12 protein-coding genes and 1 tRNA gene are annotated in these 14,254 nt (G+C 62.8%); 5 read left to right on the plus strand and 8 right to left on the minus strand.

What is annotated here, in order from left to right:
• The first annotated feature begins 48 nt into the window (after positions 1-48).
• Positions 49-1,287 carry a hypothetical protein gene (locus M9924_17245; protein ID MCO5066141.1) on the plus strand — a complete coding sequence of 413 codons (1,239 nt, stop codon included), beginning with the start codon at positions 49-51 and terminating at the stop codon, positions 1,285-1,287.
• Between the two features lie 130 nt (positions 1,288-1,417).
• Complete coding sequence (locus M9924_17250) at positions 1,418-2,650, plus strand: hypothetical protein (GenBank protein MCO5066142.1); 1,233 nt, start codon at positions 1,418-1,420, stop codon at positions 2,648-2,650.
• Between the two features lie 9 nt (positions 2,651-2,659).
• Here the strand turns inward: M9924_17250 and recJ are convergent, their stop codons facing one another.
• The 5 genes from recJ to M9924_17275 all read right to left on the minus strand — a co-directional run bounded on the left by recJ (position 2,660) and on the right by M9924_17275 (position 8,514).
• Complete coding sequence (gene recJ, locus M9924_17255) at positions 2,660-4,453, minus strand: single-stranded-DNA-specific exonuclease RecJ (protein ID MCO5066143.1); 1,794 nt, start codon at positions 4,451-4,453, stop codon at positions 2,660-2,662.
• The gene (gene glpX / locus M9924_17260) at positions 4,450-5,433 is read right to left on the minus strand and encodes a class II fructose-bisphosphatase (protein MCO5066144.1); all 984 of its coding nucleotides are present in this window, start codon (positions 5,431-5,433) and stop codon (positions 4,450-4,452) included. Before glpX ends, recJ begins: the two co-directional genes overlap by 4 nt.
• A gap of 90 nt (positions 5,434-5,523) precedes the next feature.
• On the minus strand, positions 5,524-6,846 hold the full coding sequence (locus tag M9924_17265; protein ID MCO5066145.1) for a homoserine dehydrogenase: 1,323 nt from the start codon (positions 6,844-6,846) through the stop codon (positions 5,524-5,526).
• A 30-nt stretch (positions 6,847-6,876) separates the two neighbouring features.
• A complete protein-coding gene (locus M9924_17270) occupies positions 6,877-8,094 on the minus strand; it encodes an LL-diaminopimelate aminotransferase (protein ID MCO5066146.1) in 1,218 nt (405 codons plus the stop codon).
• Positions 8,095-8,163: 69 nt separating this feature from the next.
• Complete coding sequence (locus M9924_17275) at positions 8,164-8,514, minus strand: hypothetical protein (GenBank protein ID MCO5066147.1); 351 nt, start codon at positions 8,512-8,514, stop codon at positions 8,164-8,166.
• A gap of 91 nt (positions 8,515-8,605) precedes the next feature.
• Here M9924_17275 and phaC point away from each other — a divergent pair, with 91 nt between their 5' ends.
• The 3 genes from phaC (at position 8,606) to M9924_17290 (ending at position 12,012) form a co-directional block, all read left to right on the plus strand.
• Positions 8,606-10,438, plus strand: coding sequence for a class I poly(R)-hydroxyalkanoic acid synthase (phaC, locus tag M9924_17280; GenBank protein MCO5066148.1), 1,833 nt, complete (start codon positions 8,606-8,608; stop codon positions 10,436-10,438).
• 255 nt (positions 10,439-10,693) lie between these two features.
• Positions 10,694-11,833, plus strand: a complete 1,140-nt coding sequence (locus M9924_17285) for a YcbK family protein (protein MCO5066149.1) — start codon at positions 10,694-10,696, stop codon at positions 11,831-11,833.
• 104 nt (positions 11,834-11,937) lie between these two features.
• Positions 11,938-12,012, plus strand: a tRNA-Glu gene (locus tag M9924_17290).
• 65 nt (positions 12,013-12,077) lie between these two features.
• Here M9924_17290 and M9924_17295 read toward each other — a convergent pair.
• From M9924_17295 to M9924_17305, 3 genes are read right to left on the minus strand one after another with little or no spacing between them, the layout of a single operon-like run.
• Positions 12,078-12,845 (minus strand): amino acid ABC transporter ATP-binding protein, encoded by a 768-nt coding sequence (locus tag M9924_17295; protein MCO5066150.1) that lies wholly within the window; start codon positions 12,843-12,845, stop codon positions 12,078-12,080.
• Entirely contained in the window at positions 12,842-13,531 is a 690-nt protein-coding gene (locus M9924_17300; GenBank protein MCO5066151.1) for an amino acid ABC transporter permease, read from the minus strand. The genes M9924_17295 and M9924_17300 overlap by 4 nt, the downstream gene beginning before the upstream one ends.
• A complete protein-coding gene (locus M9924_17305) occupies positions 13,528-14,253 on the minus strand; it encodes an MBL fold metallo-hydrolase (protein ID MCO5066152.1) in 726 nt (241 codons plus the stop codon). The genes M9924_17300 and M9924_17305 overlap by 4 nt, the downstream gene beginning before the upstream one ends.
• Position 14,254: the final 1 nt, after the last annotated feature.

Raw genomic sequence — 14,254 nt, forward strand, 5'->3', positions numbered from 1 at the left:
CGGATTTGATGTGGCGGCATCGACCAAACCGTGTCGATGGGGAAAGCATTGTCCGACGTTCAGGCTCAACAAGGGGTCGATGACAGGCGCTCGCAATTCCAGCGCCTCTACAACGAATACCAGCATGCCTATGCCGAACGCAATTACGAGCGGGCGCTGGACCTCGCGCGACGCGCGCGCGAAATCACCAATTCAATCGAAATCATCCATTCCGAAGCGCTCTGCCTGCATCGCCTCCACCGCTCGCAGGAGGCATACGCGCTGGCCAGCCAGCACCCGGCAGCGCGCGACAACGAAAACTACCATGACCTGATGGCCGAGATTTGCGGCGCTCTCGGCATGACCGGCCAGTTGCAGGCACATGGCTCGACCGCGCTGACGATCCGCGAGAGGAAATTCGGCGGCGGCCCGAGCCACCGCATACCGGATGGTCCGCCGCCATTACAGGAAGGCTGCAAGCGCGCGATTTCCTATTCTCTCTATGGCGGCAGCCCGCGCTACTGCGAAGTTGCGATCATGAATTGCCAAAGCGCGGCGCGGCTGCTTCCGCAGTGGACTTGCCGATTCTATTGCGACGAAACGGTTCCAGCGGATGTCCGCCGGAGACTCAAGGAGGCGGGCGGCGAGATCATCCTCATCAACGACGCGACGCGCAAATCCATCCCGCCCTTGATGTGGCGCTTCCTGTGCGCCGACGATCCCGGCGTGTCGCATTTCCTGATGCGCGACGCCGACTCGCTGATCGGCGAGCGGGAGGCGGCCGCGGTGGGTGCCTGGCTGGAGTCGGGAAAATGGTTCCACGTCATGCGCGACTACTACACCCATACCGAACTGATGCTGGCGGGGCTATGGGGCGGCTGCACGGGAGCTATCCCCGACATGCGGCGCGAAATCATGGAGTTCATCGCCGAGGGAAATGTGCACACGGCATTTGTCGACCAGCATTTCCTGAGGAAGCGGATCTGGCCGACGGCTCGCCAGAGCGTCTTGTCGCATGACAGCCAGTTCGATTTCTTCAACAACGAACCTTTTCCGGTCGTGCCCGGCGCTTCGCTCGATCCCAAACACCATGTCGGCGCAAACCAGAGCACGGGTTCCATCGCCTCGCCCTGCAACGCGCCTGACGGCAGCAAGGTGAGGATCTACATTCGCGACGGGCAGAAGAACCTGGTCTGCACATATGAAGCCGAGGTGCGCGGGCAGCGCTGGGCACTCGCGGTGCCTGACAGCTATGCGGACAGGATCGAAAGCAAGGAATGGTCGGCGCGCTTCGACATCATCCGCTAGGCTCAGTCACCGAAATTCCGCAAGTTGCCGCCAAATGCCGGGCCTTGCGCAGTCGTTCGGGATGAATATATGCAGTTGGTGCGGTGTTGAGGATTTGGCGGAATCGACCTTTGCACGTCGATGGGAAACCATGTCGCCAGACCGCCAGCCTGCCACCGGGACCCTGACCGGCCGCGCGCTTCAGGAGCACCTTTACCAGCAGTACAATGAACTCTTTGCGGCGCGAAAATTCGAGGAAGCGCTTGCGGTGGCGCGCCATGCGCGCACGCTTTTCAGCTCCCTCGACCTCGTCTATGCCGAGGCGGTTTGCCTGAATCGCCTGGACCATCCGCAGGAAGCATACGAGATCGCAAGCAACAATCCGCCGCCTCAAAGGCAGCAGATGTATTTCGACCTCATGGCTGAAATCTGCGGAGCGCTGGGCAAGCAGGATGAAATGCGGGCCAATGGTTCGGCTTCGCTTGCGCTGCGCGACAGCATTGTGGCTGCCGAGCCCCGCTATCCCCTTCCCGAAGGGCCGCCGCCACGCATTCGCGGCAAGGGCCAGGTCATCGCCTACTCACTGTTTGGCGCAAGCCCACGCTATTGTGAGGTCGCGATCATGAACTGCGTGGCGGCCGCAAGACTGCTGCCAGACTGGCGCTGCCGCTTCTATTGCGACGAGACCGTACCCTCCGAAATCTTTCGCAGGATCACGGAAGCGGGCGGCGAAATCCGCATGGTCGACGCACAAGCGCGCGAAAGCATTCCGGCCCTTATGTGGCGTTTCCTTGCCGCGGACGATCCCGATGTCTCGCGCTTCCTGATGCGCGATGCGAATTCGCTGATCGGGGAACGCGAGGTCGCCGCTGTGCAGGCATGGCTGGAATCAGGCAGGTGGTTCCACGTCATGCGGGACAACTATACGCACACGGAGATCATGCTGGCGGGATTGTGGGGCGGCTGCACCGGGGTCATCCCGGACATGCGACGCGAAATGATCGCATTCGTGAAACCGGGAGATTTCGTACCGAGCCATGTTGACCAGCATTTTCTCCGCAAGAGAGTTTGGCCGACCGTCCGGCAAAGCGTGCTCTCGCACGACCGCCTGTTTCATTTCTTCAACAATGAGCCGTTCCCGCATGTGCCCGGCGCATCGCTCGACCTCGAGCACCACATAGGCATAAATCTGAGCACCCGCAGCCTTGTCGGAGAGATCGACATGGCTGATGGAGAGATCGCGACAATGCTCATATTCGATGAGCTGGGCCGCCAGGTTTGCGCATACAAGGTGCACCCCACCAACAGGACCTGGCAAATCTCCATTCCCGACAGCTACGCGGAAAAGGTCCGTAACAATGAGTGGGTCGTCAGGTTCGCCTGAACCGCTCCGTCACACGCGCTCGGCCTCGGGCGCGGCATCGATCATGCGAAGTTGGATCGTCCGGTTGCCGTTCCAGTGGTTTGCAGCAAGCGTCCCCGCCGCATGGATGTTCCTGCCCTGATTGGCGAACAGGAACGTGCCCAATGGGGATTGGGCTACCCGGAAAGCCATCGCCTGCACGCGCGCGCCCGTCAGCGAGGCGAGATCGGCCCGCACATGGCCGTTGCCGACCTCGCGCGCCGACAACAACTTGTGGCGCGGCAGCACGAAAACCGGCGCGGCATGGCCGCTGCCATAGGGTCCCGCATGTTCCAGAGTGTCGAAAAGCTGCTGTGTGACGCCGTCAGCCGACAAGGCGCCGTCGATTTCGAGGCTTTCCTCGTGCCGCAATTGGGCAACCTGCGCGGCCGCCTGCCGCTCGAAGAAGGCGCGCAGGTCGCCGAGGCGGGCACGCTCGACCGTGATCCCTGCCGCCATGGCGTGACCGCCGCCCTTGACCAGCAGGCCCTCGGCAACGGCGGCGCGCACCAGCCCGCCAAGATCGAAGCCGGAAATCGAACGGCCTGAACCGACACCCGTTCCGTTCGCATGGAAGTGCACCGCGAAGGCGGGCCGGCGCGTGTGCTCCTTCAGCCGCGCGGCAATCAGACCGACAATTCCCGGATGCCATGAATCGCTGGCCGTGACCACGACGGCGGGGCCGTCGCCGCCCGCCATTTCGGCGTCGGCCTCGGCGCGCGCGGCTTCAACCATTGCCTGTTCCATCGCCTGCCGCTCCTGGTTGAGGCGGTCGAGCGTCTCGGCGATCTTGCGCGCTTCAACGGCGTCATCGGTGGCGAGCAGGCGGCTGCCGAGCGCCGCATCTCCGATGCGCCCGCCCGCATTGATGCGCGGACCGAGCAGGAAAGCGAGGTGAAAAGCGTTGACCGGCTCGGAAATGCGCGCGGCGCGGATGAGTGCCGCAAGCCCCTCATTGCGCATCTGGCGAATGGCGATCAGGCCCTTGACGACAAAGGCGCGATTGACGCCCACAAGCGGAACGACGTCGCAGACCGTGGCAAGCGCCACCAGATCGAGAAAGTTCAGCAGGTCGGGCTGCGCGGCAGCCGCGCCGCGCTGTCGCAGGATGCGGGAAACCTGAACCAGCGCGAGGAAGACGACGCCCGCCGCGCACAGATGCCCCTGCCCCGAAATGTCGTCCTCCCGGTTGGGATTGACCACGGGCGTTCCGGCGGGCAGTTCGCCTCCGACCTGATGGTGATCGAGAACGACCACGTCGGCGCCCGCCTCGCGCGCCGCCGCAATTGCAACCGCGCTGTTGGTGCCGCAATCGACCGTGACGATGAGCGATGCGCGCCCCGCAAGTTCACGCATGGCGTCGGGGTTCGGCCCGTAGCCTTCAAAGATGCGGTCGGGAATATAGATCTCGGATTCGATCCCGAAATGATCGAGAAAGCGCTTGACGAGCGCCGACGAGCAGGCCCCATCCACATCGTAGTCGCCAAAAATAGCGATCCGCTCGCGTCGTTCGATCGCATCCGCGATGCGCGAGGCCGCCGCATCCATGTCGGTCAGGGTTTCGGGATCGGGCAGGAGGTTCCGGATCGTGGGATCGAGGAAGGCCGCCGCTTCGCCCTTGCGCACGCCCCTGCCCGCGAGCACGCGCGCGACGATTTCAGGAATGCCCTCGGCCTGCGCCATTGCGAGCGCCGCCATTTCCTGCGCTTCGGTCAGACGGTGCACCCAGGCAAGGCCGGTTGCGGAGCGCCTGACATCGAGGAAATAGCGCCGCTCCGATGTCAAAACTTGTCCATATCCTGGTGCCGCGCCTTGATTTCGCGCACGGTGCGCGACGAAGAGCGCAGCACGATGGTGTGGGTGGTGATGGCGGTCCGCCCGAACTTCACCCCGGACAACATGTTGCCGTCGGTGACGCCGGTTGCGGCGAAAACCACGTCGCCGCGCGCCATATCGCCGACCTTGTAGACGCGGTTCGGATCGGCAATGCCCATCTTCGCGGCGCGCGCCACCTTCTCCGGCGTGTCCAGCAGCAGGCGGCCCTGCATCTGGCCCCCTGTGCAGCGCAGCGCCGCCGCAGCCAGTACGCCTTCAGGCGCGCCGCCGGAACCGAGATAGATGTCGATGCCCGTGTCGTCCGGGTTGGTGGTGTGGATCACGCCCGCCACATCGCCGTCGCCGATCAGGCGGATGGCGACTCCCGTGTCGCGCACCGCCTCGATCAGCTTGGCGTGGCGCGGACGGTCGAGGATGCAGGCAGTGATTTCCGAAACCGGCACGCGCTTGGCGTCGGCAAGGTTATGGATGTTCTGGCGCGGGGAGGCATCGATGTCGATGACGCCTTCGGGATAGCCGGGGCCGATCGCGATCTTGTCCATGTAGACATCCGGCGCATAGAGCAGACTGCCCTTCTCCGCGACAGCGATGACGGCAAGCGCATTGGGCAGGTTCTTCGCGCAGATCGTGGTGCCCTCCAGCGGATCGAGCGCAATGTCGACCTCCGGTCCTTTGCCGGTGCCGACCTCCTCGCCGATATAAAGCATCGGAGCCTCGTCGCGTTCGCCCTCGCCGATGACGACGGTGCCCCGGATCGGCAGGCGATTCAACTCCGCACGCATGGCGTCGACCGCTACCTGATCGGCGGCTTTCTCATCGCCGCGCCCCCGCAGGCGCGCCGCAGCCACGGCGGCGCGCTCGGTAACGCGCACGATTTCCATTGTCAGAACACGGTCAAGTCCAGCAATCACGCCCTTCGCCATTTCAATTTATCCCCGACAAGATTTCAGTTGCCGCCCTTTTGTCAAAGGCACGCAACAAGAGCAAGACAACCGACCCTACTGAATCGATTGAGGAAACTACTCCGCGCGTTCAATGCGAATGACCTGCGCCTTATCCGCAAGAAGGCCGTCCTTGGTCACCGCCTCGACCGCCTTGCGCACTGCGGACTCCGTCGTCTCATGCGTGACCAGAATGACGGTCTTTTGCTTCGCATCCAGTTCGCCATGCGCCTGCTGGACGATGGATTCCAGCGAAATCTCGTTGTCGGCCATGCGCTTTGCGAGCGTGGCGAACACGCCGATGCGGTCATGCACGGTGAGGCGGATGAAATATCCACCCGCGTGCGAGCGGATGCCCGCCCTCTTGTAGGGCTTCAGTTCCTTGGCCGGGCGGCCAAACACCGGGCCGTGCTGGAAACCGGGGAGGCTCTTGGCGATGTCGGCAATGTCGCCGACCACTGCGGACGCGGTCGCGTTGCCGCCTGCGCCGGGGCCGGACAAAAGCAATTCGCCGAGAATGTCCGTCTCGACCGCAACCGCATTGGTCACGCCGTGCACCTGCGCGATCACCGACGAGGTGGGGACCATCGTCGGATGCACGCGCTGCTCGACACCCGTCTCGGTCTGCTGCGCGACGCCAAGCAGCTTGATGCGGTAGCCGAGTTCGCCGGCAGCGCGAATGTCCGCCTGCGTGATGTTGGAAATGCCTTCCATATAGACCTGATCGGCGGCGATCCGCGTGCCGAATGCAAGGCTGGTGAGGATGGCGAGCTTGTGCGCCGTGTCATTGCCTTCGATGTCGAAGGTCGGGTCGGCCTCCGCGTAGCCCAGCCGCTGGGCATCCTTGAGGCATTCCTCGAACGAGATGCCTTCCGCTTCCATTCGCGTCAGTATGTAGTTGCAGGTGCCGTTGAGGATGCCGAACACGCGGCTGACGCTGTTGCCAGCCATTGCCTCGCGCATCGTCTTGATGACCGGGATGCCGCCTGCGACCGCCGCCTCATAGTTCAGCAACACGCCCTTCGATTCCGCGATTTCGGCAAGCGCCACGCCGTGCTTCGCCAGAAGCGCCTTGTTGGCGGTGACCACATGCTTACCCGCCTCAAGCGCGGCGGTGACCGCCACGCGCGCCGCACCCTCGTCGCCGCCCATCAGTTCCACGAACACGTGGATGCCGTCGAACTTCGCCAGCTCGACCGGATCGTCGAACCACTTCGCCGCGCCGAGATCGACGCCACGGTCGCGCGAACGGTCGCGGGCCGAAACCGCCGTGACCTCGATAGGTTGCCCGCATTGCCGGGTGAGTTCGGCGGCCTTTCGGGTCAGGACGCGAACAACCGATGCGCCCACGGTGCCGAGTCCGGCGATCCCAACATGCAAAGCGTTCGCAACGCGAGCCACGGCGTATCCTTTTCCTGTCGATTGAACCCGTCAGCGATGCGCGGCGAGCGGCACCACATTGTTGGGCTGCTTGGCTGACGCCTGCAAGAATTTCTTGATCGAGCGCGCCGCCTGCCTGATGCGGTGCTCGTTTTCCACGAAGGCAAGGCGAACGAAGTCGTCGCCGTGCTCGCCGAAGCCGACGCCCGGCGCGACCGCCACATCGGCATGTTCGATCAAGAGCTTCGAAAATTCCAGCGAGCCAAGGTGCCGGAACTGCTCGGGGATCGGCGCCCATGCGAACATGGAAGCCTGCGGTGCGGGAATGTCCCAACCCGCGCGACCGAACGACTCAACCATTGCATCGCGGCGCTTGTGGTAGACCGAACGAATTTCGGCGATGTCCGAACCGTCACCGTTCAGCGCGGCGGCTGCCGCGACCTGGATCGGCGTGAACGCACCATAGTCCAGATAGGATTTGACGCGCGCCAGCGCCGCAATCAGCCGTTCGTTGCCCACCGCAAAGCCCATGCGCCAGCCGGGCATGGAAAAGGTCTTGGACATGGAGGTGAACTCAACCGCGATGTCCATCGCGCCGGGCACCTGAAGCACCGAAGGCGGCGGATTGCCGTCGAAATAGATTTCCGAATAGGCGAGGTCCGACAGGATGATAATGTCGTTCTTTCGCGCGAAGGCCACCACGTCCTTGTAGAAATCCAGCGAGGCGACCAGCGCCGTCGGGTTCGAAGGATAGTTGAGGATCAGCGCAAGCGGCTTCGGGATGGAATGGCGCACGCCGCGCTCAAGCGCGGGGATGAACTTGTCGTCGGGTTCCACCTGGAGCGAACGGATGACGCCGCCCGACATGATGAAGCCGAAGGCATGGATCGGATAGGTCGGATTGGGGCACAGGATGACATCGCCGGGCGCGGTGATCGCCTGCGCCATGTTGGCGAAGCCTTCCTTGGAGCCGAGCGTGGCGACGACCTGCGTATCCGGGTCGAGCTTCACTCCGAAACGGCGCGCATAATAGTTGGCCTGAGCGCGGCGCAGACCGGGAATGCCGCGCGACGCCGAATAGCGGTGGGTGCGCGGATCGCGCACGACTTCTACCAGCTTGTCCACGATGGCGGTGGGGGTCGGCAGGTCGGGGTTGCCCATGCCGAGATCGATGATGTCGGCGCCGCGTGAACGCGCGCTGGCCTTGAGCCGGTTCACCTGCTCGAACACATAGGGCGGAAGCCGCCTGACCTTATGAAATTCTTCCATTTCCATCTCGCGTCCCCCTGAGGGTCCCGGCCCGTTCATGCATGGCCGCGCGCAGCCCTATATACCCCATCAGCAGGTCGGTCGAGGGGCGCAAATTTCTTTCAGCGTTTCATCGCTGTGCGTCGCGCCAAGCCGCCGCAGTTCCGCCTCGCTGGCCGAGGCCGACGGTCCCTTGCCTGATGCGGCCTGCCCTGCCGCCGCACCTTTCAGCGAATCGACCGCAGCATCACGCTCTTCCTGCGACAATTGAGCGGCGGCTATTGCCGGCTTGACGTTGAGATTGGGATAGGTGCCGGTATTGACCGCCCCGCTTGCCGGATCGTCCGGCGTCGTGCAGGCGGCCAGCGCAAACAGGAGCGAGATCATTGCGGCGCGACCGCAATTCCCGGCTGTGAAGCGCAATGCGAATTTCTTTTTCACTCCGGCTCCATTTGCGACGAATGATGTTGGACCCTTAGAGTCTTCCCATGATACCATGTCAAGAAAGCGCAGGGGAGGAACAGCGCAAAACATGAACAAAACTGCGGAAGTGGCGTCCAGTCCGGCTGCCGAAGCAGCGAATGTCGAACCTTATCTGGTCAAGGACCCGGAAACATTCGCGCTCAATATGGCGCGGACGCTCGAAAATCTCGGAAAGGCCGCAGCAGCCTGGGCCGCCCCGCGCGAAAAGGGTGAAACCCACGACAGCGTGGCCGAGCCGGTGGCCGACATGGTCAAGACCTTCTCCAAGCTCACCGAATACTGGCTATCGGACCCGACCCGCGCGCTGGAAGCGCAGACCCGCCTTTTTGCCGGCCTCATCACCGTCTGGACGGGCGCGGTTCATCGCGTGAGCGGGGCGGAAGGCGTCGAGGACGCGGTCAGGCCGGAGCGCGGCGACAAGCGATTCGCCGACGAGGAATGGGGAAAGAACGCGTTTTTCGACTTCCTCAAGCAGGCTTATCTCGTGGTGGCGCGCTGGGCGACCGATCTTGTCGAACATGCCGACGGGCTGGATGAACATACGCGGCACAAGGCGAGCTTCTATGTGAAGCAGGTGTCCTATGCGCTCTCTCCCTCGAATTTCGTGCTGACCAACCCCGAACTCTTTCGCGAGACCGTCGCCGCCAACGGCGCAAATCTCGTACGCGGCATGAAAATGCTCGCCGAGGACATCGCCGCCGGCAAGGGCGACCTCAAGCTCCGGCAGGCCGACAATTCCAAGTTCGAGATCGGCAAAAACGTCGCGCTGACACCCGGCAAGGTGGTGGCGCGCAGCGATCTGGTCGAGGTGATCCAGTATGAGCCTGCCACCGAAACCGTGCTGAAACGGCCTTTGCTGATCTGCCCGCCCTGGATCAACAAGTTCTACATCCTCGATCTAAATCCCGAGAAGTCTTTCATCCGCTGGGCGGTCGAACAGGGGCACACGGTTTTCGTCATTTCGTGGGTCAACCCGGACGAACGCCACGGACGCAAGGACTGGGAAGCCTATATTCGCGAGGGCCTGCAATTCGCGCTCGATACGATCGAGCAGGAAACCGGGGAAAAGGCGGTGAACGCCATCGGCTATTGTGTCGGCGGCACGCTGCTGGCGGCGGGGCTGGCCCTGATGGCGCAGGAAGGCGACCACCGGATCAAGTCCGCCACACTGTTCACCACGCAGGTCGATTTCACCTATGCGGGCGACCTCAAGGTCTTTGTCGACGAGGATCAGGTGCAGGCGCTCGAAAGGGCGATGAACGGACGCGGCTATCTGGAAGGCACCAAGATGGCGACGGCCTTCAACATGTTGCGGTCCGGCGACCTCATCTGGCCCTATGTCGTCAACAACTATATGCGCGGCAAGGACCCCATGCCGTTCGACCTGCTTTACTGGAATTCGGATTCCACGCGAATGGCTGCCGCCAACCATTCGTTTTACTTGAGGAATTGCTATCTGGAAAACAACCTGTCCAAGGGCAGGATGAAGCTCGCCGGGCGCAATATCTCGCTGAAGGACGTCAAGATACCGATCTACAACCTCGCCACCAAGGACGACCACATCGCGCCCGCGCGCTCTGTGTTTCTCGGCTGCCGCCATTTCGGCGGCGATGTCGAATATGTCATGTCCGGCTCGGGGCATATTGCGGGCGTGGTCAATCCGCCGTCGCTCGGCAAATACCAGTACTGGACTGGCGCGAAGCCGCAGGGCAGCTTCGAGGACTGGGTTGCCACGGCGACGGAAACGCCCGGTTCGTGGTGGCCTCACTGGCAGAAATGGATCGAGGAGAGAGATTCGGAACGCGTCCCCGCGCGCGTGCCTGCGCAGAGGCTGAAGAGCCTCGCGGACGCGCCCGGCACATTTGTCAAAGTCCGCGTATAGGTTGACTGACGCATCAAACAACGCCAAAAGTTCAGCGCCATTCAAGTTCCTGCCCCATTCGGCACGTATGCGCGGTCGGGAAAAGCGAATCGGACAAAAGCATGTCCGGCGTGGAGTGAGGGCAGCACAGGCTTGAGAAGCGTGCTGCCGGGGATTTGGAAGGGGACATTGCGTCCTCCGAAAAGAAGAAGGGGATACTGGTTGGAAGGAGCAACGCGACCACGCGCCAGACCTTTGTGCCGATTGGCTGCCGCGTTGCTCGCGTCCGTTTTCGTTGGCTCCTGTGCCTCGACCCTCGACGCAACGCTTGAACCAAATTCCGCTGCTTTCAACGCAACCGCACCGCAGACCGGCGATGCAACGCCCGCCGAGGCGGCAGCCAACGCCGAGGCTGCAACTGCCGCAGAGGGCGCGACCGCCGATCCGCAGCTTCCGCAGCAATTGGCCACCGTGCCCTCGATCACCGCGAAGGCGGACCGCGTGACTGCGGCGGAATCTTCCGCCACAGACGCAGCCAAGCCTGAAAACAGCGCGGAGGAAGCCACCACCGAGGCAAAGCCTGCCGAGACGGCGTCCGCTGAAGATGCGACGAAGGCGGAGAGCGGCGAGAGCGCGGCCCCCGCCGAAAAACCCAAGAGCTTCCTTTCCGCGTTTTTCTCCAACAGCAAGGCCGCAAAGCCAGCCGCCGCGAAACCCGCCGCCAATGCGACGGAAGCCCTTGCAGCGAACGCCCCTGCCCCGACGCAGTTTCTGGAAAACCCCGGGCCGAAGCAGGTGCTGGAAAACGCCGCGCCGCCTGCCGACAAGCGCAGCCGGCAGATCCAGCTTGCCTCGCTTGAAATGCCGAGCGAAAAGCCCGCGCGCGCCTCTGCCGTGGCATTTGCCGACGACGGCGAAGGCACCGGGCTGCCAGGCGTGCGGCAGAGCGCGCTTTTCGAGATCAAGCGCAAATCGGGCATTGACGACGACAGCGACGTGGACGTGCATGAAGATGTCGACGGCGGATACGAGGTCGCCAGCGCGGCGGGCATGGCCCGGCTTGCTCCGAACGGGCTCCTGAAGCAGCGCGAGACCGTGGATGTCGCCTGCCTCAAGCCTTCTCTCGTGAGGGTCCTCAAGACGATCGAGCGCCGCTTCGGCAAGCGCGCGATCATAACGTCCGGCTATCGCAGCCCCACCTACAACCGGCGGGTGCGCGGCGCGCGCAACTCGCAGCACATGTACTGTGCGGCAGCGGATGTCATCATGCCGGGCGTGAGCAAGGTGGAATTGGCGAGCTTTGCGCGTTCCATGCCCGGTCGCGGCGGCGTAGGCACCTACTGCCACACCAACGCAGTTCATATCGACGTGGGGCCGGAACGCGACTGGAACTGGCGCTGCCGCGGGCGGCGCTGAGGTGCGCCCGACCTGCCGCGCAGGCTCATCTTTTTTTGCACTTTCCTGAGGCAAGAAGGGTTGCCGAGGCGAAGTGACCTGACTATAAGGCGCTTCACCTGAGCGCGCCCATCGTCTAGCGGTTAGGACACCGCCCTTTCACGGCGGTAACAGGGGTTCGATTCCCCTTGGGCGTACCAATTTTCTCACTCTTTGCATTTGCTTGAAGAAGCCGCCGGATGCGCAGCGTGAACGCTTTGCGCCGTCAGCCGGTGAGATAGGTCCGCAGGAATTTCTTCAGCGGTTCTGTACGCGGTTCGGAGAAGATCTGCTCCGCCGGTCCCGACTCGGCAATCTGCCCGTCGGACATGAAATGCACCACGTCGGCCAGCTTGCGCGCAAAGCCCATTTCGTGGGTCACGATAATCATGGTCATGCCCTCATTGGCGAGGGTCTGGATCGCGTTGAGTACCCCCGCGACCAGTTCGGGGTCGAGTGCCGAAGTCGGCTCGTCGAACAGGATCAGACGCGGGTTCATCATCACCGCCCGCGCGATGGCCACGCGCTGTTGTTGCCCTCCCGAAAGCTCGCCCGGATAGGACGATTCCTTGTCGCTCAGGCCAAAGCGGTTCAGCACTTCGAGCGCGCGCGAAACCGTCTCCTCCCTGTTCTGGCGCAGCACGACGAGCGGTCCCTCGATCAGGTTTTGCAGCACGGTCTTGTTTCCGAACAGGTTGAACTGCTGGAAAACCATCGGCATCTGCGCGCGTGCGGCGCGCAATTGCCGCTCCGGTGCGATGCGGAAGCTCTCGCCCTCCCCGTCGCACAGGCTCGCACCGCCGAAGGTTATGGAACCCGATTGCGGCATCTCCAGAAAATTCAGGCAGCGCAGGAAGGTGCTCTTGCCGCTTCCGCTGGACCCGATCAGCGCCACCACTTCGCCCGGCTCGACCTCCAGGTCGACGCCTTTGAGCACGGGTTTTTGCCCAAAGCTCTTCCGGATTTTCTTTGCGACAAGGATTGGTTGTTTCATTGCAGCGACCTGTCGCGCAGATATCCCGGCGTGAGCGCGTGTTCGAGCCGGCGCACCAGTCGCGCGGCCAGAAAGCTCATCCAGAAATAGATGAAGGCGATCAGCGTGTAGACCTCCATCGACCGGAACGTGGCGTTGATGATGATGGTGCCTTCGCGCAGCAGTTCATTGACCGAAATGAACGAGACGAGAGCGCAATCCTTCAGGAGCGAAATGAAATAACCGCCCACCGTGGGCAGAGCGACGAGCGCCGCCTGCGGAACGATAATGCGCCTGTAGATCTGCGCGCCGGACATGCCGATGGATTTGCCCGCCTCCCATTGCGAGGTGGGCACGGACAGGATCGCGGCCCGGAACACCTCGGACAGATAGGCCGCCAGATTGAGGCTGAGGCCGATCACCGCCGCCTGAAAGGCCGAAAGCGTGATGCCCATCTGGGGCAGCGAGAAATAGATGAAGAGCAGTTGCACGATCAGCGGCACGTTGCGCCAGATCTCGACATATGCCGCCAGAATTTGCCTGAGAACCGGCACGCGCGACGTGCGCACCAGCGCCACGCCAAGCCCGAGCGCGACGGAAATGACGATGCTGATGCAGGAAAGCTCAATCGTCACCAGCGCGCCACGCAGCAATGCGGGCATGAAGCTCGGTGCGTCATGGAAAAGGAACTGTAGAAAATCGCTCATTGCATCAGGTCATTCGTCTCGGTCCGCCGCAGATAGTCGTCGATGATCGCGATCATCCGCGCTTGGTCGAAGCTCTCGCGATGACCGCCATGTACGATGCTGACGGGAAGGTCCCGCAGCCTGCGCAGGCTCTGCCTGTATTGCCGGATGGAAGATCCCTCCAGATCGTCATAGAGCGTTCCGTCATAGACCACGTCGCCGGAAAGCAGGATTCCCGTCTCCCGCTCATAGAGCGAAATGCAGCCGGGTGAATGGCCGGGCAAATGCATCACCACGAAGCATCGGTCGCCAATATCGATCTCGTCGCCCTCCTTCAGCAGCCACGAGGCCGGGGCCGGTTCGATCCTGTATGCGCGCCAGTCAAAGCCCTCATAGGGAAGCGAGAGGAACGTGCTCTCGTCCACATAGCGATCGATCCCGGTCAGCCGCGTCGTCGGCCTTGCCAGTATATCGGCTTCGGCTTCATGCACGGCGCGCCGATCGAACTCGTGATGCCCTCCGATATGGTCGAAATGGGTGTGGCTGGCGACGCACAGCGTCTCAGCCCTGAACATATCACCGAGTTCCTTCAGGAGAGGAACCACCCCCATGCCGGAATCGAAGAGAAGGTCGAACCGGCTGCCGCGCACGTGCCACATGTTGCAGCGGATGCCGAGCCGGACGAACGGCTCCCAGATCATCGTGATGCCCTGGCCGACCGGTTTTTTCTCGAACCACGCCATC

The organism is Rhizobiaceae bacterium, from assembly GCA_023953835.1.
Classification (GTDB): domain Bacteria; phylum Pseudomonadota; class Alphaproteobacteria; order Rhizobiales; family Rhizobiaceae; genus Mesorhizobium_G.